The 22,625-nt window shown below is 56.4% G+C and carries 22 protein-coding genes; 9 read left to right on the top strand and 13 right to left on the bottom strand.

The window, feature by feature from the left end; genetic code table 11:
• Nucleotides 1–422: 422 nt before the first annotated feature.
• Together CKW09_RS16450 and CKW09_RS16455 are read left to right on the top strand one after the other, a co-directional pair.
• The gene (locus CKW09_RS16450; RefSeq protein WP_061795933.1) at nucleotides 423–1,400 is read left to right on the top strand and encodes a DUF1852 domain-containing protein; all 978 of its coding nucleotides are present in this window, start codon (nucleotides 423–425) and stop codon (nucleotides 1,398–1,400) included.
• Between the two features lie 26 nt (nucleotides 1,401–1,426).
• Nucleotides 1,427–2,458, top strand: coding sequence for a methionine synthase (locus CKW09_RS16455; protein ID WP_061795984.1), 1,032 nt, complete (start codon nucleotides 1,427–1,429; stop codon nucleotides 2,456–2,458).
• 201 nt (nucleotides 2,459–2,659) lie between these two features.
• Here the strand turns inward: CKW09_RS16455 and CKW09_RS16460 are convergent, their stop codons facing one another.
• The 3 genes from CKW09_RS16460 to CKW09_RS16470 are packed head-to-tail and all read right to left on the bottom strand — an operon-like array spanning nucleotide 2,660 to nucleotide 5,770.
• The gene (locus CKW09_RS16460; RefSeq protein WP_095098412.1) at nucleotides 2,660–3,523 is read right to left on the bottom strand and encodes an efflux RND transporter periplasmic adaptor subunit; all 864 of its coding nucleotides are present in this window, start codon (nucleotides 3,521–3,523) and stop codon (nucleotides 2,660–2,662) included.
• On the bottom strand, nucleotides 3,520–3,735 hold the full coding sequence (locus CKW09_RS16465; RefSeq protein ID WP_095098416.1) for a DUF1656 domain-containing protein: 216 nt from the start codon (nucleotides 3,733–3,735) through the stop codon (nucleotides 3,520–3,522). Before CKW09_RS16465 ends, CKW09_RS16460 begins: the two co-directional genes overlap by 4 nt.
• Entirely contained in the window at nucleotides 3,725–5,770 is a 2,046-nt protein-coding gene (locus CKW09_RS16470) for an FUSC family protein (protein WP_095098419.1), read from the bottom strand. The genes CKW09_RS16465 and CKW09_RS16470 overlap by 11 nt, the downstream gene beginning before the upstream one ends.
• Before the next feature lie 77 nt (nucleotides 5,771–5,847).
• Between CKW09_RS16470 and CKW09_RS16475 the strand changes: the two genes are divergently transcribed.
• From CKW09_RS16475 to CKW09_RS16485, 3 genes are all read left to right on the top strand, one after another.
• Nucleotides 5,848–6,642 (top strand): AraC family transcriptional regulator, encoded by a 795-nt coding sequence (locus CKW09_RS16475; protein ID WP_095098422.1) that lies wholly within the window; start codon nucleotides 5,848–5,850, stop codon nucleotides 6,640–6,642.
• 367 nt (nucleotides 6,643–7,009) lie between these two features.
• Nucleotides 7,010–8,305 carry an MFS transporter gene (gene tcuC, locus CKW09_RS16480; protein WP_061795932.1) on the top strand — a complete coding sequence of 432 codons (1,296 nt, stop codon included), beginning with the start codon at nucleotides 7,010–7,012 and terminating at the stop codon, nucleotides 8,303–8,305.
• A 14-nt stretch (nucleotides 8,306–8,319) separates the two neighbouring features.
• A complete protein-coding gene (locus CKW09_RS16485; protein WP_095098425.1) occupies nucleotides 8,320–9,126 on the top strand; it encodes a substrate-binding domain-containing protein in 807 nt (268 codons plus the stop codon).
• On the opposite strand, the gene CKW09_RS16490 is transcribed toward CKW09_RS16485, so the two are convergent.
• The 7 genes from CKW09_RS16490 to CKW09_RS16520 all read right to left on the bottom strand — a co-directional run bounded on the left by CKW09_RS16490 (nucleotide 9,101) and on the right by CKW09_RS16520 (nucleotide 16,704).
• Nucleotides 9,101–10,000: a LysR family transcriptional regulator gene (locus tag CKW09_RS16490; RefSeq protein ID WP_095098428.1), complete on the bottom strand. Its 900-nt coding sequence runs from the start codon at nucleotides 9,998–10,000 to the stop codon at nucleotides 9,101–9,103. The genes CKW09_RS16485 and CKW09_RS16490 overlap by 26 nt on opposite strands.
• 231 nt (nucleotides 10,001–10,231) lie before the next feature.
• Nucleotides 10,232–11,635, bottom strand: coding sequence for a purine-cytosine permease family protein (locus CKW09_RS16495; RefSeq protein ID WP_095098430.1), 1,404 nt, complete (start codon nucleotides 11,633–11,635; stop codon nucleotides 10,232–10,234).
• A gap of 207 nt (nucleotides 11,636–11,842) precedes the next feature.
• Entirely contained in the window at nucleotides 11,843–13,309 is a 1,467-nt protein-coding gene (locus tag CKW09_RS16500; RefSeq protein ID WP_095098433.1) for an aldehyde dehydrogenase, read from the bottom strand.
• Between the two features lie 11 nt (nucleotides 13,310–13,320).
• Nucleotides 13,321–14,358 (bottom strand): LLM class flavin-dependent oxidoreductase, encoded by a 1,038-nt coding sequence (locus tag CKW09_RS16505; protein WP_061795925.1) that lies wholly within the window; start codon nucleotides 14,356–14,358, stop codon nucleotides 13,321–13,323.
• A 19-nt stretch (nucleotides 14,359–14,377) separates the two neighbouring features.
• Nucleotides 14,378–15,298, bottom strand: coding sequence for a flavin reductase family protein (locus CKW09_RS16510; protein ID WP_061795924.1), 921 nt, complete (start codon nucleotides 15,296–15,298; stop codon nucleotides 14,378–14,380).
• Entirely contained in the window at nucleotides 15,285–16,130 is an 846-nt protein-coding gene (locus CKW09_RS16515) for an alpha/beta fold hydrolase (RefSeq protein WP_061795922.1), read from the bottom strand. The genes CKW09_RS16510 and CKW09_RS16515 overlap by 14 nt, the downstream gene beginning before the upstream one ends.
• Nucleotides 16,102–16,704 (bottom strand): amino acid synthesis family protein, encoded by a 603-nt coding sequence (locus tag CKW09_RS16520; protein ID WP_061795920.1) that lies wholly within the window; start codon nucleotides 16,702–16,704, stop codon nucleotides 16,102–16,104. Before CKW09_RS16520 ends, CKW09_RS16515 begins: the two co-directional genes overlap by 29 nt.
• Before the next feature lie 493 nt (nucleotides 16,705–17,197).
• On the opposite strand from CKW09_RS16520, the gene CKW09_RS16525 reads away from it, so the two are divergent.
• Nucleotides 17,198–17,875 carry a GntR family transcriptional regulator gene (locus CKW09_RS16525; RefSeq protein WP_061795918.1) on the top strand — a complete coding sequence of 226 codons (678 nt, stop codon included), beginning with the start codon at nucleotides 17,198–17,200 and terminating at the stop codon, nucleotides 17,873–17,875.
• 2 nt (nucleotides 17,876–17,877) lie between these two features.
• Nucleotides 17,878–18,171, top strand: a complete 294-nt coding sequence (locus tag CKW09_RS16530; protein ID WP_061795916.1) for a DUF1330 domain-containing protein — start codon at nucleotides 17,878–17,880, stop codon at nucleotides 18,169–18,171.
• A 394-nt stretch (nucleotides 18,172–18,565) separates the two neighbouring features.
• On the opposite strand, the gene CKW09_RS16535 is transcribed toward CKW09_RS16530, so the two are convergent.
• Nucleotides 18,566–19,615: an NAD(P)-dependent alcohol dehydrogenase gene (locus CKW09_RS16535; protein ID WP_095098440.1), complete on the bottom strand. Its 1,050-nt coding sequence runs from the start codon at nucleotides 19,613–19,615 to the stop codon at nucleotides 18,566–18,568.
• A gap of 112 nt (nucleotides 19,616–19,727) precedes the next feature.
• Here CKW09_RS16535 and CKW09_RS16540 point away from each other — a divergent pair, with 112 nt between their 5' ends.
• Nucleotides 19,728–20,114: a winged helix-turn-helix transcriptional regulator gene (locus tag CKW09_RS16540; RefSeq protein ID WP_061795913.1), complete on the top strand. Its 387-nt coding sequence runs from the start codon at nucleotides 19,728–19,730 to the stop codon at nucleotides 20,112–20,114.
• Between the two features lie 17 nt (nucleotides 20,115–20,131).
• Here the strand turns inward: CKW09_RS16540 and CKW09_RS16545 are convergent, their stop codons facing one another.
• Both CKW09_RS16545 and CKW09_RS16550 read right to left on the bottom strand, forming a co-directional pair.
• Nucleotides 20,132–20,527 (bottom strand): VOC family protein, encoded by a 396-nt coding sequence (locus CKW09_RS16545; RefSeq protein WP_061795912.1) that lies wholly within the window; start codon nucleotides 20,525–20,527, stop codon nucleotides 20,132–20,134.
• Between the two features lie 199 nt (nucleotides 20,528–20,726).
• Nucleotides 20,727–21,137, bottom strand: coding sequence for a hypothetical protein (locus CKW09_RS16550; protein ID WP_095098447.1), 411 nt, complete (start codon nucleotides 21,135–21,137; stop codon nucleotides 20,727–20,729).
• 480 nt (nucleotides 21,138–21,617) lie between these two features.
• On the opposite strand from CKW09_RS16550, the gene CKW09_RS16555 reads away from it, so the two are divergent.
• Nucleotides 21,618–22,622, top strand: coding sequence for a LacI family DNA-binding transcriptional regulator (locus CKW09_RS16555; protein WP_061795908.1), 1,005 nt, complete (start codon nucleotides 21,618–21,620; stop codon nucleotides 22,620–22,622).
• Nucleotides 22,623–22,625: the final 3 nt, after the last annotated feature.

Raw genomic sequence — 22,625 nt, forward strand, 5'->3', positions numbered from 1 at the left:
TGCCTTTTCATTATTATTTCGTCGCCGACCGGCGACGAAATAAGGCTGACATAGGAATCGGGAATCTGCCATTCAGGGGGCGGAAATTCAGATAAAACGCGGCTTACGCTTCGCCATACACCATCCGAACCTGATAACGGCGGTGAGAAAACGGCCTCGCGTTACTGCTCCAGCGACATCGCCAGCCGGACGTGACGCCAAGGGCTGCAGCCCCTGCGGCATCCGCCGCACCCGGATCATGAAGATGACTCATGTGGTAATGAAATTAAGTCGCTTTCACTCATCCAATGGCTCTGGCATAAATTATGCAATGTTAACTTATTGACAACATGAAGACTGATGCATGAGAAAACCAGTCAGTTCTCTGGAAAATAAATAAGTAAATTCAGTTTTCATATCAGAACTCAGGATGCAAGACTACGATGAATAACGATTTTACATTTACGATTAAGAGCAGTCTTTTCGATGAGCATTATAACCCATCTGAAAATACGCGGATCACCACCAACTTTGCCAACTTGGCCAGAGGAAAAGACCGCCAGGAGAACCTGCGCAACACGTTGGTGATGATTAACAATCGTTTCAATAGTTTGGCGCATTGGGACAACCCCAAAGGCGATCGTTACTCTGTCGAGCTTGAAATCATTTCTGTTGAAATGCGTCTTGAAGACAATGGCAATAGCTTCCCGGTGATTGAAATATTAAAAACCAACATCGTCGATAAAAAAACCAACCAGCGCATTGAGGGTATTGTAGGGAATAACTTCTCTTCTTACGTGCGCGACTATGACTTTAGCGTATTGTTGTCGGCGCACAACAAGAACCGGTCTGAATTCAGCATTCCCGATAGTTTTGGTGATTTGCATGGGAATATATTCAAGCACTTCGTCAACTCGGAGGCGTACAGAGATAACTTTACTAAAACGCCGGTGATATGCCTGAGCGTTTCCAGTAAAAACACCTATTATCGGACGGGTAATGAGCATCCCGTATTGGGCGTGGAATATCAGCAAGACGAGCCTTCATTGACCGATGCCTACTTCAATAAAATGGGCTTGCAGGCTCGCTACTTTATGCCGCCCAACGGCGTTGCGCCTTTGGCTTTTTATTTTAACGGCGATTTGCTCGGCGATTACACCAATCTGGAACTTATCAGCACCATCAGCACGATGGAGACTTTCCAAAAAATTTACCGGCCCGAGATTTACAATGCCAACTCTGCGGCAGGAAAATGCTATCGGCCAAGCCTGAATCAACAGGATTATTCTTTAACTCGCGTGGTTTATGATCGGGAAGAACGTAGCCATCTGGCCATTGAGCAGGGTAAGTTCACTGAAGAGAAATTTATTAAACCATACCAGAACATTCTTGAGCAGTGGTCCGCTAATTGCGCTCTTTGATTAACCAAGATACAGGGTCATCCATTATGAAAAAGTTATTACCGACGTCGACCGCCGGCAGTTTGCCCAAGCCCTCTTGGCTGGCCCAGCCTGAGACGCTTTGGTCCCCGTGGAAATTGCAGGACCAGGAATTGATCGACGGCAAACAAGATGCTCTGCGTTTGTGCCTGGAAGATCAACAGCAGGCGGGTATTGATATCGTCAGTGACGGTGAGCAAACGCGCCAACATTTCGTCACCACCTTTATTGAGCACCTCAACGGCGTTGATTTCGAGAAACGCGAGATCGTTAAAATTCGCAATCGCTACGATGCGAGCGTACCGACGGTCGTTGGCCCCGTCAGCCGTCAAAAATCGGTTTTTGTCGAAGATGCCAAGTTTTTACGCCGACAAACCAGCCAACCCATTAAATGGGCCCTGCCTGGCCCGATGACGATGATAGATACGCTGTATGATAACCACTATAAAAGCCGCGAAAAACTGGCCTGGGAATTCGCTAAAATTCTCAACGAAGAAGCCAGGGAATTAGAAGCCGCCGGCGTCGATATCATCCAATTTGACGAGCCCGCCTTTAACGTTTTCTTCGATGAGGTGAACGACTGGGGGATCGCCACCTTAGAAAGGGCCATCGAAGGGCTTAAATGTGAAACGGCCGTACACATTTGCTACGGTTATGGCATCAAAGCCAATACCGATTGGAAAAAGACGCTGGGATCGGAGTGGCGACAATACGAAGAGATTTTTCCAAAACTGCAAAAATCCAATATCGATATCATCTCGCTGGAATGTCAAAACTCCCATGTTCCCATGGAGCTAATGGAACTCATTCGGGGTAAAAAGGTGATGGTTGGGGCGATTGACGTGGCGACCAATACCATTGAAACACCGGAGCAGGTTGCCGCCACGCTGCGCAAAGCGCTGCAGTTCGTCGACGCCGACAAGCTCTACCCTTGTACGAACTGCGGCATGATCCCTTTGCCGCGCGCGGTGGCAAGGGGCAAGCTGGACGCTTTACATGCAGGCGCGGAAATCGTCCGAAAAGAGCTTCTGGCTAAATAACGTCGCCAAGCTGTCGATAACCTGAAACAACTCGGTCCGCGGCTAGCGCTGCAATCAATCGCTAACGCTGCCAAACCGCCAGGCGGGCTGAGTTGTTCTTCATGGGTGAACGCGACGCGGTGCCCTTTCCCAGCTATCCATGAAAAATACGATTGCATTGTCTGGTGGCGACGTATTGATAAAACCACCCCGGATGAGCCCTTAAGGCATGACGGAAACACTCGCAGATAATCCTGCCACCAGCACAATGCCCTCAGGTAATGTGTCTATCTGGATGCGTACCGGCACTCGCTGTGCAAGTCGCACCCAGCTGAACGTGGGATTGACCTCTGGCAGGCCAAGCCCGCCCGTTTCGTCATTGTTGTCACCAATTCCACGCCCGATACTCTCCACATGCCCCACGATCACCGGCTCACGTCCCATCAGCGAAATATGCGCAGTATTTCCCACGCGAATATGGCGCAGCTTGGTCTCTTCGAAATAGCCCACCACCCAGAAACTGTGCGCATCTATGATGGCGACTTTGGTTTCTCCCGCCGCGGCATAGTCGCCAGGGCGAAGCCGCAGATGCGTGACATAGCCCGCAACCGGTGATCGGACGGTAGCATGAGACAGGTTAAGCTGCGCCAGCTCCAGCGCGGCCAACGCGCCGTGATAATTGGCCGCCGCGACGCTGGCCGCGCTGCCTGTTTGCCGTAAATCTTCGCCGGAAATCATCCCTTTTATCTTGGCGCGTCGGCTGGCCGCGTCCTGGCGCATCAACATTTCATGACGTTTAGCCTCAACATCGGCCTGCGCGCTGACCACCGCCAGCTTCAGCCAGTGCGGATCGATGGAATAGAGCATATCCCCACGATTAACCCACTGATTGTCGCGGACAGCCACGCTCATCACCGGCCCGGAAACATCCGGCGCAATCTGCACCACATCCGCGCGAACCCGGCCATCGCGGGTCCAGGGTGTTTGCGCGTAATGTTTCCAGATAATAAAAGCCAGAAAGGTAGCCATCACCGCCGCGCTTAGCGTCAGCGCATATCGGCCTAACAGGGAGAGTAAAGATTTCATGTAAATAACCCCGGCGTGGTCAGACTCTGCAACAGCAGGAAAAAGGTAACTATATAGAGGGAGAAATCAATCAGCGGGCGAAAAGGCAAACGGCGGTAAAGCCTGCTGAAGGAAAAAAGCGGCCCGAGTAACAGCGTGCAGACGAGGGTGGCGAGCGCAGTCATCAGCAAACCGGGAATAAAAACACCCCCGATATTGATGTCATTTATCATCGGCGAGCTCCTTTTTCCGCTCGCTTAACGCGCAGTACAGATCAACCAGCCCGGCGACAAACCGGCGCGAGGGCTCATCTGACGCAGGCAAACAGCGCTCGGTCATAGCGGTAATACGCATGCGCAAGGCTTCGGTGTCCGTCGCGCGGATCATCAGAGAAAACAGCTCGCTCATCTCAGTGCCCGCGTGTGGCTTACATCGGCGCAAATGCATCACGCCAAGACCCATACGCAGCGCGTGCAACAGGTGGTTAAGCGCCAGTTCGGATGACGGCCCGCTGCGCTGCAAACGCGGCGCCAACAACGCCGCCCGGTCGATCATCAGGTTGGTCCAACGGGTTTCATCGGTTTTCAGCGTGCCTTTCACGCTACGCCGAATGTCCCGCCGGCAAAGTTTCAGCAGGCGGTTTATCGCCGCATCTGCCTGCACGGTTTGCAGCAGGCTCATGCTGATGACGGCGAAGCCGGTCGCGGAAAATAACGCGATGGCGGTGTTGACAGCCGCGGCAAAGTCTCCGCTGTAGTGCGCACCCAACTCGCACAAAATGGGCAGCGTCAGGGTGATCCCCATCGCCATAAACGTGGTGGGCGGCCTGGCCTGGAGCGATCCGGCAAGCAGATATACCGGTGCGAAGACCGCAACCAGCACGGTGAAATCACTCACTTGCGGCAACAGGGCGAAGCTGTAGATCAAACTAATCGCCACCCCCCAGACGGAGCCGATGATGTATTTCACAATATGCGGGGCCGGCGTGTCGAAGCTACCAAACAGCGTGCAGCAGACGCCGAGGATCGAGACCGCCGTGCCGCCATCAGGCCAGGCAGAGTAAATCCAGACCAGACAGCCGCTCAGGATGATGGTGAAAGCGCCCAGCGCAGTGCGGGCGGCGCTAAGGGGATCGCGATGGAAAACATAGCCTTTTACCGCGTGGTCTTCCGTCTGCGCTGACGCGGATTGCGGATGACGAATGGCGTCAGAAAGGCGATCGCACTGTTGCAGTATGAGAATGGCCTCTGTCAGATAACGCACAAAACTCACCCGCAGCGCGTCTTCAAACGTCAGCATCTGCGCCAGGTGCAACCGAGCCGATTGTTCACTGCGTTCTTTAAGCGCAGCTGTCGCGCGGTGGCGTTTTCCCGCGTCTTCACAGGCAAACCAGGCCTGAACATCGCCCAGCAATGACTGCAGATCGGTTGGCATCACCGCTATCATCCGCAGCCGATCGCGTAATTCGCAGTTCACGATGACCAATCGCGCCAGCCGGTCATGGATCTCTTTTCTGGCCTGCCTGACCGGTACGGAGAGCGCGAAGTCATAAGGAATGTGATGGCTGATGCCCTGCAGGAACTGTAACGCCAGCGCCAGGTGCAACGGCCCCGAGGCCGCATCGGGTTTGCCTGCCAAGGTGTCGGCAACCCGCCGTCGCGCCGCGTCCAGCGTCTGCGATAGCTTGCTGTTGAACAGCCCTGAGATCCGCATGGGCAACACATAACGGTGGATAAGCGCAGCGCAGAAGATGCCAATCATGATCTCCTGCACCCGCACAATGGCAATGTTAAAAATCGCGCCGGGATCGAACACGGCGGGAAAACCAATCAGGCTTGCGGTGTAACCGGCCAGCACAAAGGCATAGGCGCGGGGCGTGCGTTCAAGCAGCGATAAATAGAGGCAGAAGGTGATCCAGCCTGTCAGTATCACGCTGCAAAAGATGGGCATATTCACGAAGGCAGGCACGATAAAAACGGTCGCGCCCGCACCGACCACGGTTCCCACCAAGCGATAGAGGCTCCGGCTCAGCGACGCGCCGACCGATGTTTGCGAAACGATATAAACGGTGATAATTGCCCAGGAAGGCCGCTCCAAGCCAATCGACAGGGCAACATAGTACGCAAGCATCGCTGCGGCAAAACTCCGCGCAGAATACAGCAAGGCATTGGCATCATTCAGCATCGCGGGCGAGGCCGGGCCCATGCGGCAGAACGCCTGGCCAATCGCGCGTAAAAACGGAAAGTGTCTGAAGTGGATTTTGCTCATGCCGGTGATTATTACCGGCTTGCACATGCCAATAAATACTCTATTCTGTCAAAAAATACCTAAATGTTGCCAATGACATGATATCCCAATTCGCCAATACGTTGTTTGACCCTGACTCCACCCCCTGCCCGGCGGTAGCGCGTCATCTGGATTTCGTTGACTACGCCGCAGAAGTGCCGGTGCATACGCATCGCAAAGGGCAACTCATTATTGCCCTGTATGGCGCGGTGATTTGCCGCGCGGAAAATGACATCTGGATCGTGCCGCCCGATTGCGCCGTCTGGATCCCCGGCGGAATTCCGCACAGCGCCAAAGCCACCTGGAATGCGCATCTCAACTATTTGTTTATCGAACCCGGGGCCGCCGCACTGCCGGAGCGATGCTGCACCCTGGCGATTTCCGGGCTGATCAAAGAATTAGTTGATCGCTTAACCTGCGAGGGCGTCGATTACCCGTCGGAAAGCCATGTCGCCAGGCTGACCAGAGTGACCCTTGATGAATTGGCCACCATGCCGCAACAGAAGCTGAGCCTGCCTGTCTCGTCGCATCCTAAAATCCGCACCATGGCCGATGCGCTGGTCAGTTGCCCTGGCGATCGCAGCACCTTCAAAGCCTGGGCAAAACGGCTGGCGCTCAGCGAACGTTCTCTCGCGCGTTTGATGCTGCGCGAAACCGGGCTGACCTTCGGACGCTGGCGCCAGCAACTGCATCTGATCATTGCCCTTCGGGAGTTGGCCAGTGGCATATCGGTACAAAACGTGGCGGCGAATCTGGGGTATGAATCGGTCAATGCGTTTATCACCATGTTCAAAAAAACCATGGGCAGCACGCCCGCGCACTATTTTGCCGAACGGAAAACCAGCGCACGCTAGACTGATGCGCTTCGGCATCAGGTAACGACCTCGCCGAAAGCCACACGCGCTGATGATTGCACATTGAAACCTGCTTGCTCCCGCTCAATTCCGGGGGACTCCGCGGGGCCAAGCGCTCATTTCCCCCCCGCGCCCTATATGAACCCCGTCACAAAACACGCAGGAAGTTTTTAGCCCGTCACCAACAAGATTGCACCGGGCAAACTTGTTAATGGCCCGTTACAGCCCATCGCATCCAATTGTTAACGTCGATTCATGCGCCGAACGCATCGGCCCATGAGTTTATTGCGCTTATTTACTTTATTTTCCTGATCCAGTCTGCAGCAACAGGCGCGGCAAAAACGCCAATGACCAACTGGAGATAAAGATGCATTCCCCTACCCCCCCCATGACGGCTCGGGCAAGAGCCGGCGCGATACTGCGCGTGACCTCCGGCAACTTTCTGGAGCAATTTGATTTCTTCCTGTTCGGCTTTTACGCCACCTACATCGCCCATACATTCTTTCCGGCCAGCAGTGAATTCGCCTCGTTGATGATGACCTTCGCGGTCTTTGGCGCCGGCTTTCTGATGCGCCCTATCGGCGCGATCGTGCTGGGCGCGTACATCGATAAAGTCGGCAGACGCCAAGGGCTGATTGTTACCCTGTCGATCATGGCGGCCGGCACCTTCCTGATTGTGCTCATCCCCTCCTATCAAGCGATCGGGCTCTGGGCGCCGCTGCTGGTGCTGGCCGGGCGTTTGTTGCAAGGCTTCTCGGCGGGCGCCGAGCTGGGTGGCGTATCCGTTTACCTGGCCGAGATCGCCACGCCGGGCCGTAAAGGCTTTTACACCAGTTGGCAGTCCGGCAGCCAGCAAGTGGCCATTATGGTGGCGGCGGCCATGGGCTTCGCGCTGAATGCCGTGATGGAAGAAAGCGCCATTCGCGAATGGGGCTGGCGTTTGCCTTTCCTGTTCGGCTGCCTGATTGTGCCCTTTATCTTTTTCCTGCGCCGCAAGCTGGAAGAAACCGAGGCGTTCACCGCCCGCCGCAACCACCTGGCGATGCGCGAGGTGTTTAAAACCCTCTTGGCGAACTGGCAGGTGGTTATCGCCGGCATGTTGATGGTCGCCATGACCACCACCGCGTTTTATCTGATCACCGTATATGCACCGACCTTCGGTAAGAAAGTGCTGATGCTCAGCGCCTCTGACAGCCTGCTGGTGACCTTGCTGGTTGCGGTATCCAACTTCCTTTGGCTGCCGGTAGGCGGCGCCCTGTCTGACCGTTTTGGCCGCAAGCCGGTGTTGGTCGCCATGGCGCTGCTGGCCCTGGTCACTGCGTATCCGGCGCTTAGCCTGCTTGCCGAAGCCCCCAGCTTTTCCATGATGCTGACGGTACTGTTGTGGCTGTCTTTCCTCTATGGCCTATACAACGGCGCCATGATCCCGGCGTTAACCGAGATCATGCCGGTGGAGGTCCGGGTGGCCGGTTTCTCGCTGGCCTACAGCCTGGCAACCGCTGTTTTTGGCGGATTTACCCCGGTTATTTCCACCGCACTGATCGAGTACACCGGCGATAAGGCCTCACCCGGCTACTGGATGAGCTTTGCCGCCGTATGCGCATTGCTGGCGACGCTTTATCTGTACCGCCGCAGCGCGTTGTCACTACAAACCGCACGTTAATCAGGGATTACGCCATGCAAAAAATTTATCGTTCGCTCCTCGCCACCCTGGCACTGTCTTGCATCAGCACCGGCGCGCAGGCCAAAGACGTGACCGTCATGATTTCAGGCGGCTTTAAAGCCGCCCTGGAAAAACTGGCCCCGCAGTTTGAAGCCAGGAGCGGCGACCACATCATTGTGGTCTCCGGCCCTTCGATGGGCAAGACGCCTCAGGCGATCCCAGCGCGCCTGGCGCGCGGCGAAAACGCCGACGTGGTGATTATGGTGGGCGATGCGCTGAAAAATCTGGCAAAGGATAACCGGATCCAGCCGGGTTCACGCGTGGAACTGGCCGACTCGCCGATTGGTATGGTGGTCAAACAAGGCGACGCCAAACCCAATATCAACCAGGAGGCGGAGCTGCGCAATACCCTGCTGCAGGCCAAATCCATCGCCTATTCCGACAGCGCCAGCGGCCGCTACGTCAGCGGCCAGCTGTTCAAAAAGCTGGGTATTGAAGACAAGATGAAAGGGAAAGCGCATATGATTGAGCGTATTCCGGTGGCGTCGGAGGTGGCGAAAGGAAAATATGCGCTGGGTTTCCAGCAGGTGAGTGAACTGCTTCCCGTGCCGGGCGTCACCTTCATTGGCGAACTGCCGGAAAATGTGCAGTACGTTACCCGCTTTGCCGGCGCGGTCACCGCCGACGCACAACACCGCCAGGAAGGCCGGGCGCTGCTGGATTTCCTGGCTTCCGCCGAGGCGCAAGACAGCATTCGCGCCACCGGCATGCGATCCGTGAAGGCCGAACTGCCGGTTAAACGGCGTGATACCGTTCAGTGATCAACTTTTCCAGCCCGGCGGCAACGTAGGACTGCATACGCCCGCTGCGCCGGATCAGGCCGACCGTACGCTTCACCACCGGGTCGGTCAGCGGCAGGTGCGTCAGCACCGAATGCTCTGACGGCGGCATCGACATGGCGGGCACGGCGGCGATGCCGACGCCCGCTTCGACCATGCCCAGCATGGTCGTCACATGGCGGGTTTCGCAGATGCTGGGCCGCTCGGGAATGATGTGTTCCAGCATCTTATCGAGCAGATTGCGGTTACCGGACGTCTTATCCAGCCCCACGTAATCCTGCTGGTAAAATTCGCGCCAGGTCAGGCTTTTCTTGCCGGCGAGGGGATGATCGCGCCTGCAGGCCGCCACGTAGACATCCCCCACCAGCGGCAGAAATTCGATATTGGCCTGCAGGTTCCGGGCAAAACAGATGCCGAAGTCAGCCTGACCGCTGGCAACCGCTTCAATGACGTTGCCTGCACTGCTGTCGATAAGCTTAACCCGTACCCGCGGATAGCGGGCCTGGAAGCGGCGGATCACGTCGGGCATAAAATAGTAGGCCGCCGAGGGCACCGTAGCGACGGTGACCAGCCCCACGCGATCCTGGCTGGCCTTATTGACATCCGCCAATACCGACTCGACGTTCGCCAGCAGCTGGTCTGAACGCTCGGCGAAGGTCTGCCCGTACAGCGTCAGCGTGACGCGCCGGGTGGTTCTGTCGAACAGCTTGATGCCCAGCGCGGATTCCAGCTTCTCTATCCTGCGGCTCAATGCCGACTGCGACAGGCAGATGGATTCCGCGGCAAGGCGAAAATTACCGTATTCAACCAGCGCGCGGAAGGCATAGAGATCGTTGAGATCAAAATTCACGGGCATAGCGGCGGACAATCCTTTCAGAGGCGCCAGGGGCGTAAAGGAAAGATGATAGCCGCTTATTGCGCGGCGGCAACCTTTTCGACGGTCGCCGGCGTGGCCTGGGGCTCTGCACGCTGGCGGGGCGCAGAGGTCGACGGAGAGCGTGATCCTGATCAGAACGCCTGCGCCATTCGGAAACAGAGCTCCGGCAGGCCCCTCGCTTCCCCGAGCGAGGGGCCTGCCGCTGAAAAGTCACGATTCACCGAAGAACAGATGATCTTTGCCGCGCATCGCATGCAGCGAAGTATCACGACGGTAAAAATACAAATATGCTGCGCTGGTCACCACCAGGCTAATCATCCACGAGATATCGGCGCCGGGGATCAGATGTGCCCACGGCCCGGTGAAAAACGTATTCTCGACAAAGGGAACCTGCACCAGTACGCCGCCAAAATAGATCGCCAACGCCCGCGTGTTCACCAGCCCGTAACGGCCGCCATCGGCGCTGAAAATAGCCGAAATATCATAACGCTGTCGGTTCACTACGTAAAAATCGAGCAGGTTGATGACGCACCATGGGATCAATACGCCGATCAGCGCCCAGATTAAATTGAGGAAAAAAGCGACAAAATTGGCCGCCGCCACCGCCGATACCAGCACGCCGCCCACCAGAACAATGGCCGACACCACCACCCGCACGCGCGCATCCGGGCGCCAGTCAGGACGAAACGTCTGTACGGCGGTAATCAACGACAGGACCGAACCATACAAATTCATCGAGTTATGGCAGATAATATTGAGCAAGAACAGCACCATCAAAATCGGCCCCAGCCAGCCGGTCGCCTGACGCACCGCCGCCATCGCATCGCCCTCGCCGCCCACGACATTGATAGCCACGACGCCGACCAGGAATGCCAGGATCGTGCCGCAGCACGCGCCAAGCCAGGTGCAGATAAAGGGTTTAAACACGCCGATGTTCGCCGGCAAATAGCGCGAATAATCAGAGGTGTAAGGAGAAAAACTCATCTGCCAGACCGCACAGATACAAAAGGTGGCGAACCAGCCGCTCAGGCTGAAGGTACCCTGATGCCAGAACGCCGCCGGCAGCGGCTGCAGGAGCATGATCCCAAGCCCCAATACCAGCGCGCTCCCCATCACCCACGCACCGATTTTATTAATTCGGTGAATGAACCGATAGCCCACTACGCCGATAAGCGTAGCGGCGATCGCGCCGACCACCGTCGCGCCGGTCAGCGGTATGGCGGGTAAAACGTTATTAATCACCTTGCCGGAGAGCGTGACGTTAGAAATAAAAAAGCCCAGATAGATGACGCTGGTGAAAACCACCACCAGCAGGGAGCCGTAACGACCGAACTGCGCCCGGCTCTGCACCATCTGCGGAATACCGACGCGCGGCCCTTGCGCTGAGGTCAGCGCCAGGAAAAGACCGCCAAACATATGGCCGGCAACGATCGCGCTGATAGCCGACAGAACATTCAGATGGAAAGTTTGGGTCGATATCGCGCCGGTGACCACGGCCAGCGGCGCGATATTGGTACAGAACCACAGGGTGAACAGGCTGCGTGCCTGACCGTGCCGTTCACTTTCCGGCACATAGTCCACCGTCTTATTTTCGATTACTTGACTCCGGGACATTTTATCCTCCGTTAGTGGGGACTTTTTCTTTATATGTAGGGGTTAGATGGCTAAAAGAGCGCGGCCGGGCCCGAGATCATCATGATCCCTGGAAAAACAGGCTTCGGGGGCCATTCCGTTAAGGCCGCGACGACGCGTCTCATCATGAGAACTCGGCGGCTGCCCGTCGCGCCGGCCATAGCGCGACGGCGGCTGAGAAAGCGGGACTCAGCGCATGATAAAGGGATCGTCGATAGGTTCGTCGCTGGTGCGTAACCACACCGTTTTGGTCGTGGTGAATTCCAGCGCCGCTTCCATTCCCCCTTCCCGGCCGTGGCCGGAGAGGCCATAACCGCCGAAAGGCGCCAGCGGCGACACCATCCGGTAGGTGTTAATCCACACCACGCCGCAGCGCAGGTCGCGCGTGGCGCGGTGGGCCAGGGCCAGATTACGGGTAAAGACGCCTGCCGCCAGGCCATAGTCGGTCGTATTAGCCAGACGAATCGCCTCGGCTTCGTCGCGGAAAGCCACCACCGAGAGCACCGGCCCGAATAGCTCGCGCACTACGCTTTCAGCCTGCGGCACCTTCGAGCAATCCAGGATGGTCGGCGGATAGTAATAGCCGGGAGAGTCAATGGCCTGATTCCCGCACACCAGGCGCGCGCCCTGCGCCAGAGAGCGATTCACCACCTGCTCGATCAGCGCTTTTTGGCGCTGGGTACAAAGCGGGCCAAACTGCGTCGCCGCATCATCCGGCGCGCCGATCACGATGCGTTCAACCCGCTCGACCAGCTTCGCCAGCAGTTTATCTTTAATGCTTTCCGCCACCAGCAGGCGCGAACCCGCGACGCAGCTCTGCCCCGATGCGGCGAAGATCGCCGCGACTTGCGCGTTCGCCGCGCTATCCAGATCGGCGTCCTCAAAGACGATAAACGGCGACTTTCCGCCCAGCTCAAGCGTGGTTTTGCTGAGGTTTTCCGCGCTATTGCGTACGATATGGCGCGCGGTTTCCGGGCCGCCGGTAAAGGCGATATGGTCGACATCCGGGTGGGTCGTCAGCGCCGTTCCGCAGGCTTCGGCAAAACCCGTAATCACATTGCATACCCCGGGCGGAAACCCGGCTTCAGCCACCAGGCGTGCAAAGGCCAGCAACGGCGCCGGCGCGCTTTCCGCCGCCTTCACCACCAGCGTACAGCCGGCCGCCAGCGCCGGGCCGATTTTCACCGCCGACAAAAAGAGCTGGCTGTTCCAAGGGATAATCGCGGCGACCACCCCGACCGGCTCGCGCCGCGTCCAGGTCTCGGTATCCGCTTTGTCAATCGCCAGCGTGCGCCCTTCCATTTTGTCGGCCAGGCCGGCGTAATAACGGTAATACTCGGCAACGTAGGCAATTTGCGCGCGGGTTTCGCGGATGATCTTGCCCGTATCGAGGGTCTCAATACGCGCCAGCTCATCGGCGTTGCGCTCAACCAGCTCAGCCAGCTTCAGCAGCAATTTGCCGCGCGCGCCGGCGGTCAGGCCGCGCCAGGCCGGATCATGGAAAGCGCGTTTTGCGGCGGCCACCGCGCGATTCACTTCATCGCCGCGCGCTTCGGCGATTTCCGCCCACGGCTGCGCCGTCGCCGGGTTCAGCGACGAAAAACAGGCCGCGCCGGATTCAAAATTGCCGTCAATATAGAGTTTGAACGATTCCATCTCTGCACCTGTTAATGAAATTCGGGCATGACCTGCCGAATAAAGCGCGTCAATGACGCTTTCTTGCGCTCAAACGACATGCCGCTATCGATCCACAGCGCAAACTCATCGTAGCCCAGCGCCTCGTATTTCTTCAGGCGGGTGATGATTTCATTCGGCGTGCCGATAGCGAGGTTTTTGCGCATCGCTTCAGCGGAATAGTAGGTATTGGCGGCAATCTCTTCATCGCTCAGCGGCTGAATCAGCCCCTTACTGACCGGGCGCTCGTTCTTAAACCAGGCGCCGAAATAGTTGTAAAAACGGTTCAACTCCTGGGCGGCGAGCTGGGCGTCCGCTTCGTCTTCCGCCACAAAACCATGCTGCAGGAGCATGATTTTTAGCGGTTCTCCCGGAGCCAGACGCTGACGCGCCTCATGGAAGCACTCGGCCAGGCGCACAATCTCCTCTTCCCCTTGATGCAGTGGAGTCACCTGCACGTTGCAGCCGTTGGTCACGGCGAATTCGTGGCTATTAGGATCGCGTGCGGCAATCCAGATAGGCGGATGCGGCTGCTGTTTCGGCTGCGGCGACGAGGTGGCGGAAGGGAACTGCCAGAATTCCCCCTGATGGGCGTAATCGCCTTCCCACAATTTTTTCACCGCCGGGACCAGCTCGCGCATCCGCTGCCCGGCCTGCCAGGCATCGAGGCCGGGCATCAGCCGCTGGTACTCGTAGTGGTAGGCGCCGCGGGCGATGCCAAGCTCCAGGCGACCACCGGTAATGATGTCGGTCATCGCCGCTTCCCCGGCGAGGCGCAACGGGTGGTTAAACGGCGCGATAATCGTGCCGGTGCCCAGCCGCACATTTTTGGTGCGGTTGGCTAAATCGGCGAGGTTGATAAAGGGGTTCGGCGCGATGGTGAAATTCATTCCATGGTGTTCACCGGTCCAGATTGCGTGCATACCCGCTTCGTCGGCCATTTCGCACAGCGCCATCATCTCGTTGTAGAGCTTATCCTGCGGCTCATCCGGCGAGATACGTTCCATATGGATAAAGAGTGACAGTTTCATCAGAGGCTCCAGATTAGCTTCAGCTAGCGAATTGTTTGATAGCGCCGTTCTGCTCATCGCCGTAGTAAATGCTGTAGTTGCCCACCGCATTTTCGCGAACGAAGCGGTTCATCAGCGACTTCAGGGCCGAATCGCCAATCGGTAACGCCGACAGGTTTTCCAGATCAAACCATTGCGCGTTTTGCAGCGTCGGCAGTTCCGCTTCGGTCGGCAGGGCGCACAGGAACACGATGTGCTGCTTATGATTCTGCCGGTCTTCATACACCGAGTAGACAAAGCCCGGGCTGGCGTTGACGCCCAGCTCGCCCATCAGGGTATTGAGGGTATCGCTCACGCTGCCTTTCGCGACGCTGCGAGTCGGCAAACGATAGTTCCCTTCCTGTCGCACCATCACCACCTGGCCATTCAGCTCAATCAGCGCGCTCACCTCCACGCTCAGACGATGAATCAGCGCTTCCGCATTGTGATACGGCGTGAAATACGCGCCGCGGTAGTAGCCAAGCCCCGCCGTACCGGTAGAGTCGAAGCCTTCGACCCGACCGATCAGAATCGCGTGATCGCCGGCGTCCACAACCTGATGCAGCGCGCAGTCGAACCAGGCCGAGCTATCGTCGATAATCGGCGTGCCGTTTTCGCTAACATGCCAGTCAATCATGCCGAAGCGATCCTCTACCTTTTGCGCGAAAATATTGGCGGTCTCTTTCTGCTGTTCAGAAAGAATATTGACCGCAAAAAACCGACACTCGGTGAAGTTGCCGAAATTGGCCGAGCGCTTATCGATGCTGACCAGCAGCAGCGCCGGATCCAGCGATACCGACGAGAACGAATTGGCGGTAAAACCAATCGATGCGCCCGCTTTGTCGCGACTGGTGACGACGGTGACGCCGGTCATGAATGCGCCGAATGCATCACGAAGTTGTCTGCGTTTATCTGTTTGCATAAGAGAATCCTGCCATTTCAGTTCTGTTGCCCTGTACTGCCGAGCCGTACCGCAAAAAGCTCAGCATTTCATGGTTCACCCGCGGCGCATCGGTCAGGCTGACCATATGCCGCGCGCCGAGAATAATCACCGCGCGCCCCTGCGGCGCTGCGGCGGCCATCTCACGCGCCATCTGCGGATTGGAGTTGGCGTCCAGTTCGCCGGTCAGCACCAGTACCGGGCAGCGCATTTCCTGCCATCGGTCAGCGTAGACCCGGTCGCCGTCGGCGAAAGCCTGATAGGCTGCCGCATAGCCCTGCAGATTGACCTGGCTGAGCCAGCCGCCAACCTGCTCGCGCAGCGCGGCCTCATGAGCGTCATCGCTGAACCAGCGCGCAAGCGGCGAATCAAGCAGCGCTTCTCCTGCCGCCAGCTCCCGGGCCCGCTGCAGTACGGCGCGGCGGGCCGTTTCACTGCGGCGGTAAACGCCGCTCATGACGATGGCGTGGCTGACCTGTTCAGAATGGTCAATGGCCAGCCCGGCGGTAATCAGCGCCCCCATCGAGTGGCCGGCGACGGCAAAACGCGCCTCCGGCCGGGTACGGAGAAAATCGGACAGCCACGCCACGTAATCCGTTAAGGTGACGGGGCGGGTAAACGCCTCGCTTTCGCCATGGCCCGGCATATCGACGGCAATGACCCGAAAATCGCGGCTTAACGCTTCTATCTGCGGGTACCACGACGCCGCGTTCATGCCGACGCCGTGGAGCAGCACCAGAGGCGCGCCTTCCCCCGCTTCCAGATAGCTGACCCGCATCTGGCTATCAGACAGCAGCTGGGTTTTGCGCATCATGGCCTAACTCTTTCAGATCGGAATAACGGTTGCCAATTCGATGATGAGGGCGTCCCCCTAACGCCGCGCCCAGCGCGATGACAAGTTCGTCATGGCGCGGCGCGTCGCTGATGTTGAATTGCATGGTCAGGTAGTGTTCGCGGCTGCCTTCGTCGTTTTTGTTCATCATCGGAATCAATACCGGCGAATTCGCCGGACCGCGGGTGTTGTTGAAGGCGAGATAGCTTTTGCTCTGCACCGCGCTGCGGTAGTGGTTGCCGAAATGCAGGGTGTGGATCAGCGCCGAAGCATGTTCCAGCTCACCTTCCAGGCCCACAATCGCACTCTTGCCGAACGCTTCCACCTTCTCGCCGCCGCCCGCTTCTTTAAGGATCAGCCCGGTCAGCAGCTCGCCGAGGATCGGCGCGAACTCGCGGATTTGCGGCGAGAGATCGTCAACATACCCCAGCCCGGCCCATGGGTTGCGGATCACCGCCGCTGCGGCAATCATCACCAGCGGTTTTGCCGCCGCTTTTCCACCATCAACGTACAGCGTTTCGGTGGTGACTACTGTTTTACGAATCGCGGGATGCATGCTCTCTCCTCAACAAGGTTAATGAATTGCTAATTAAATGTTTCGTGAGTGGTATAGCATCGACGAAATTAACATGTCAAAATATGGTATACCATCATACAAACAGACCAATAAGCTTGAATCATTCAATGAAACGAGCGGCAGAAAAAACGTAACGACATGATTTAAATTGGAATTATGAAATCATGTTTCGCGAACGGCAGCAGCAACGGCACGCAACGGGTGAGGCAACGACAACCCGTCAATCGGCAGGTTGAAATGGACTAAAATCAAGACATTAGGATTGCGGCAGGAAAGTGATGATTTTTTCTTCAGCAGAATGCAGATTTGTGAGCCAGCGCAATTTCCCCCCTTTTCGCCAGGGCGAAAAGCGCAGTCGGCCTTGACGGATCCACATTGCATCGCTTTACAAAAGGGTGCTAATAGTAAAGCTATTCTCCTCTGCGGGCCGTGCCGCCGCTTTTGACTCATTAGATAAACACAGAGGGATTTGATGGTTGATAACCATTCGCTAAAAATTGAGAACGTCCCGGTCACCCTACGTGAACTGGCGCTGACCAAAGTACGTCAGGCGATTATCGCCGGTTATTTCAAGGCGGGCGATCGCCTGGTGGAACGCCAGCTCACCGAGCAGCTTGGCGTCAGCCGCAGCGTCGTGCGGGAAGTGATTCGCTACCTTGAAGCGGAGGGGCTTATCGAGACGTTACCGAAAAAAGGGCCGATCGTCGCCGTACTGAACTGGGAAAGCGCCGAACAGATCTACAACATCCGTATGCTGCTGGAGCAGGAAGCGGCGCGGGACTGCGCGAAGCTGGCCAATGACGAGGACAAAAAGCGCCTGCATACACAGCTGCTGCAAATTGCCCAGGCGTCACGTGAGCAGGACGACATCAAGCGCGTGGAAGCGTCGCAGGCGTTCTATGAAACCCTTTTCCACGTCGCCAAACACACTATCGCCTGGGAAATTGTTCAGCGCCTGAACAGCCGCATCAGCCGCTTACGAGCGTTGACGCTGGCGTCGCCAGAACGGCAGGTCGCAGGGTTTGAACGCATGTCGCGCATCTATGACGCCATTGCCGGCAACGACCCGGCGCAGGCCAAGCAAGCGGTGTACGATCACCTCACCGAAGCTTCTCAACTGGCAAAACAGATCCTTTCCAGACCGGAGTAAATATGGCCGCATATTGGATTGCCCACGTGAACATCCACGACCCCGAGCACTATCAACACTATATGGATTTGGCCCCGGCGGCGTTCAAACGCTACAACGCACGCTTTATCGCCCGCGGCGGCGAAGCGCAGACGCTGGAGGGCCCATCCTTTGCTAAACATGTGCTGATTGAATTCGCGGATATGGAGAGCGCGCTGGCCTGCTACCACTCCGCAGAGTACCGGCAGGCGCGGGCCGCGCGCGCAGACGTCGCCGAGGCGATGATCACCATTGTCGAAGGGTTGGCCGGCTCATAAGACGTGACCGTTCGCCATCGCGATTTCAAACGCCGGTTATTCCCGATTAGGGTCGGATCATATTCGGGGCGCGGGACATCACTGACCCGCTTCCGGCACTAAGCGGCCAGACTGAAAGGCCGTCAGGTCCGCAATGAGCGAAGTGCGGGCAGGATATTGAGGCACGTTCAAAACACCGTGTTCTATCCGGATATGTGCTATTTTTTATTTCCGATATAAACAACCAGGGTTGGAGCATGCTTATGTCAGTTCAGGCGACCACGACACTCACTACCACCGTTTTTTGCGGCGGAGTGAGCGTATCTGTGGCTGGCAACTGACAAAACAGTTTCTATCTGCCTGCTTGTTACAAAAGTTCGATCATGGCACCGGGCGGCCAGGAACGGCCGCTCCGCTACCAGCGCGTAGCCTGCATATCAATCACAAAGCGGTACTTAACGTCCCCCTTAAGCATACGGCCGAAGGCAGCCTCGATATCCTCGCCACCGATCATTTCAATATCGGCGGTAATATTGTGCTCGCCGCAGAAATTCAGCATCTCCTGGGTTTCCTGAATGCTGCCAATCGACGAACCGCTGATGCTTAAACGTCGAAACACCATGGGCGTAATATTCGGCGAGTCGTGCGGCTGGTCAGGAATACCCACCAACACCAGGCGGCCATTGGTTTTCAGCGTTGCCAGATAAGGATCCAGATCGTGCGGTGCCGCTACGCAGTCAATAATAAAATCCAGCGAGGTTCGGCAGGCAGCCATTTGCGCGGCATCGCGCGATACCACGACCTGTTTTGCCCCCAGACGACGGGCATCTTCGCCCTTCTCCGGGGAGGTGGTGAACAGCGTCACTTCCGCCCCCATCGCACTGGCCAGCTTCACGGCCATATGGCCTAACCCCCCCAGCCCCACGACACCAACGCGATCGCCTGCATTGACGTTGAAATGGCGCAGCGGCGACCATACGGTCACGCCCGCGCACAACAGCGGCGCAACCCCGGCAAGCGACAGGTTTCGCGGTACGGAAACAACAAAATGTTGATCGACAATCACGCTCTGCGCATAGCCGCCCCAGGTGCTGTCGCCGGTATATTTATCAATGCCGTTGTAGGTCGCGGTAAACCCCGCTTCACAGTATTGTTCTTCGTGGTGCTTGCAGAAATGGCACTCGCGGCAGGAGTCGACCATCACGCCCACGCCGACGATATCGCCGGGTTTAAAATGGGTGGCCTCGTCCCCGATCTCCACGACTCGCCCGACTATCTCGTGTCCCGGCACCAGTGGATATTGGCTGACCGCCCATTCGTTACGCGCCATATGGAGATCGGAGTGGCACACGCCGCAATAAAGGATCTCGATTTTGACATCCTGCTTTTGTAACGAGCGCAGCGAAACCTGGCCTGATGTTAAGGGTTGTGCCGCGTCATGTGCGACTAATGCGTTGATTTTCATCTTGCCTCAAGAATGTGCTGGTTTTGGCTAACTCAAGGGGGCAGACTATAGTCAACAGGGTTTCATATTGATAGTAGTTACCATTTGGTGACCATAAGCAGAGGACAGAACAGTGCCAGCCTGGGTTGAGGGTAAACTCTTTTTCTATGCGGACTCGCCGCCGCGCCGCCTGATGGAGCTCTTTTCAGTTAAATGGAGCACAATGGTGCTGCACGCGCTGTATCACTGGCCGGATGAACGCGCACGCACCGGTGAGTTACAACGCAGCTTGCAGGGGATTTCCAAGAAAATGCTGTTCCAAACGCTGAAAGAGTTGGAGCTGCGCGGGTTGATTGCCCGCCATGTGTATGACGTGATCCCACCCAAAGTCGATTACCGGCTGACCCCACTTGGCCGAACCTTGGCCGAACCCATTGAGCAAATGTACCAATGGGGGTTAGAAAATCAGTCCGCACTGGATAAAATGGCAGCCAATTATCAGGCGGCGGCGTCCGACTAACCGTTGGGCGCTTCGTTCTACGCGTTTTGGTAGAGATCCCAGCGGTTGCCGTAGATATCTTCAAACACAACCACCGTTCCGTAGCCCTCCTCACGGGGCTCTTCGCAGAAATGAACCCCTTTGGCTTTCATCGCGTGGTAATCGCGCCAGAAATCGTCGGTCTGCAGGAACAGAAACACCCTGCCGCCGCATTGGTTACCAATAAAGCCTTCCTGTTTCGCGTTCGAGGCTCGGGCCAGAAGAATGTTGCAATCGCTTTCCGGGTTCGGCGTCACCACTACCCAGCGCTTCCCCGGTTGCGGCGTGTCTTCAACGAGGGTAAAACCCAACTTGTCTGTGTAATACTCGATTGCGCGATCGTAATCATCGACCACCACGGCCACATATCCCATGCATCGCTTCTGCGTTCTCATTTTTCTGCTCCGTCTAGTTTCAGGCATAACGGGTCTGAAACTCTTTTTATCACAAACGCGCTTCATTCCGAGCCTGTATATGGCCCAAGGCATCGGTGCCTACCACAGTCACAAAACGGCCTGCTGTGAGAGAAAAACGGACATTAACGCCGAATTCAACAACTCATTCGCTTGAGCGCCTTGTCAGTATTCATTGCTATCATTCAACTCGACGCTGCTTTAATATTTTGCTTATCTCATTTACTGCCGCCTGTTCTTCTTTTTGAAATGTATTTGGCTCAATGGTCGCGTTCAAAGATTGATAACCAAAAAATGCGGAAACTGCTCCCATCAATATCGTAATAAGATCCGTCTTTCCGTTGTACATAGCCCAAATAGCCGCAGCGAAAGCTAAACAAACAGTAAGAGCATAGAATGGCTTCAAGCGCTTGATTTTCTTTCGCTGTTCAATTTTGATATTTTCAGCTCTAAAGGGACGGTCAGCCAACAACTCTTCGTTTGAGCAATGAATATAGAGTTTAAACTCACTTTTAGAATTATCATTTACGTTAAAATCCCCGTTAACGTTTATGTCACCGCCATTGTTAAAGTCTCTCAATTTTAACTCCACAATCTAACGTTCCACAATATTCCGCGATTGAATACTAACAATTTGTTAGAAGGTGCCGCCCCCGTACGTGGTGTATTTCCCACCTTCTTTTCTAATCATTAGTCATATCAAACTAACGTCGATATACATCTTTTTCAACATGTTTTTCTGAAATCACCAAAACGTCTTCCGATAAAATTTATACAGATAGTACGTAGCCGTTTCTGGATTTTGCTCAGGATGAACGACTGATAGTTTAGCCAGTGACTCGGTGTACATTTTAGACAACGGGAAGAAGAGATGTTGATAAAAGTTTAAGGAGTTACTTAAGTCCGCTCTTGCCACCAAGCAAACCGCCATTTCAATACGCCACACAACCCCAACCTTCCCCCCAAGCACGCTTTTTGCCGCCCCCACCTCACCGAGTGACTTACATCTGGCATACCTCCGGCCCCTTCCCTACAATAAGGGATCTGTTGAGGCATAACGCAAGGAAAGACGGTGTCGAAAGCCAACTCCAATGCCACCATCGTGGATATCGCCCGCCGCGCCAGGGTGACCAACATCACCGTTTCCCGCGCGTTCAATAAGCCCGAGTTGGTCAAGCCGGAAACCCGCGAGCGCATTCACGCCATCGCCAAAGAGCTGAACTACGTGCCCAACGCCTTCGCCCAGGGGCTGAAAAGCAGCAGCAGCCAGATTATCGGCATCGTCACCAGCAGCATGTACAACCCGTTTTATTCCGGCCTGATCAAGACCGTGTCGCGCATCGCGCGGCTGCAGGGCTACCAGATCATGCTGTTCGACACCGACGGCAGCGAAGAGGCGGAAATGCGGGCCATTCAGGCGCTGTTCGGCTACAAGGCGCGCGGCATACTGCTTTCGGCGGTGCGCGACGATAAAAACTACCGCCCCGCCTACCTGGAATTAGCCGAGGTGTATCGCATCCCCCTGATCCTGATCGACCGCGACCTCTACGATCAGCAGCTGAGCGGCGTGTTCCTCAATAACCGCGAAATCGGCACCCTGGCCGGGGAATATCTGGCGCAGCAGCCGGAAAGAAAAATGCTGATTATCGGCGGGCCGGCCGATTCGGAAATTACGCTGGCGCGCACCGCCGGCATCGTCGACGCGCTGCGGGACAACGGCCACGATATCCATATCATCAACGGCGATTACGATTTTAACTCGCAGGAAGCGGCGGTGAGGGCGTATCTTGCGGCGGCGGAAACCCTGCCGGACTATATCATCGGCCTGAACGGCATCATTACGCTGGGGGCGATCTCCCTGTGTCACGAGCTGGGCATTTATCAGCGGGTCAAATTCTTCTCGATCGATGAACCGCCGCGCGCCGGCGCCTACGGCCTGCATATCGCCGGGGTGTATCACGACACCCAAATGCTGGGGGAGATCGCCGCAGATCTGCTGTTCAGCGCGATTAACGCCAGCCGCGGCGAGCTGCCGGTGCGCAGGGAATTCTTCACCGGCTCGCTGCTGAATCGCTGAAGG

The sequence above is a fragment of the Serratia ficaria genome (assembly GCF_900187015.1).
In the GTDB taxonomy this organism is placed as follows: Bacteria; Pseudomonadota; Gammaproteobacteria; order Enterobacterales; family Enterobacteriaceae; genus Serratia; species Serratia ficaria.

Excerpts from the sequence above, each read along its gene's own strand:
- CKW09_RS16525 (WP_061795918.1), top strand. The coding sequence starts at position 17,198 with ATGGTTGATAACCATTCGCTAAAAATTGAGAACGTCCCGGTCACCCTA.
- CKW09_RS16450 (WP_061795933.1), top strand. The coding sequence starts at position 423 with ATGAATAACGATTTTACATTTACGATTAAGAGCAGTCTTTTCGATGAG.
- CKW09_RS16530 (WP_061795916.1), top strand. The coding sequence starts at position 17,878 with ATGGCCGCATATTGGATTGCCCACGTGAACATCCACGACCCCGAGCAC.
- CKW09_RS16500 (WP_095098433.1), bottom strand. The coding sequence starts at position 13,309 with ATGGAATCGTTCAAACTCTATATTGACGGCAATTTTGAATCCGGCGCG.
- CKW09_RS16470 (WP_095098419.1), bottom strand. The coding sequence starts at position 5,770 with ATGAGCAAAATCCACTTCAGACACTTTCCGTTTTTACGCGCGATTGGC.
- CKW09_RS16490 (WP_095098428.1), bottom strand. The coding sequence starts at position 10,000 with ATGCCCGTGAATTTTGATCTCAACGATCTCTATGCCTTCCGCGCGCTG.
- CKW09_RS16510 (WP_061795924.1), bottom strand. The coding sequence starts at position 15,298 with ATGCAAACAGATAAACGCAGACAACTTCGTGATGCATTCGGCGCATTC.
- CKW09_RS16505 (WP_061795925.1), bottom strand. The coding sequence starts at position 14,358 with ATGAAACTGTCACTCTTTATCCATATGGAACGTATCTCGCCGGATGAG.
- CKW09_RS16475 (WP_095098422.1), top strand. The coding sequence starts at position 5,848 with ATGATATCCCAATTCGCCAATACGTTGTTTGACCCTGACTCCACCCCC.
- CKW09_RS16465 (WP_095098416.1), bottom strand. The coding sequence starts at position 3,735 with ATGATAAATGACATCAATATCGGGGGTGTTTTTATTCCCGGTTTGCTG.
- CKW09_RS16545 (WP_061795912.1), bottom strand. The coding sequence starts at position 20,527 with ATGAGAACGCAGAAGCGATGCATGGGATATGTGGCCGTGGTGGTCGAT.
- CKW09_RS16515 (WP_061795922.1), bottom strand. The coding sequence starts at position 16,130 with ATGATGCGCAAAACCCAGCTGCTGTCTGATAGCCAGATGCGGGTCAGC.
- CKW09_RS16485 (WP_095098425.1), top strand. The coding sequence starts at position 8,320 with ATGCAAAAAATTTATCGTTCGCTCCTCGCCACCCTGGCACTGTCTTGC.
- tcuC (WP_061795932.1), top strand. The coding sequence starts at position 7,010 with ATGCATTCCCCTACCCCCCCCATGACGGCTCGGGCAAGAGCCGGCGCG.
- CKW09_RS16495 (WP_095098430.1), bottom strand. The coding sequence starts at position 11,635 with ATGTCCCGGAGTCAAGTAATCGAAAATAAGACGGTGGACTATGTGCCG.
- CKW09_RS16535 (WP_095098440.1), bottom strand. The coding sequence starts at position 19,615 with ATGAAAATCAACGCATTAGTCGCACATGACGCGGCACAACCCTTAACA.
- CKW09_RS16455 (WP_061795984.1), top strand. The coding sequence starts at position 1,427 with ATGAAAAAGTTATTACCGACGTCGACCGCCGGCAGTTTGCCCAAGCCC.
- CKW09_RS16520 (WP_061795920.1), bottom strand. The coding sequence starts at position 16,704 with ATGCATCCCGCGATTCGTAAAACAGTAGTCACCACCGAAACGCTGTAC.
- CKW09_RS16460 (WP_095098412.1), bottom strand. The coding sequence starts at position 3,523 with ATGAAATCTTTACTCTCCCTGTTAGGCCGATATGCGCTGACGCTAAGC.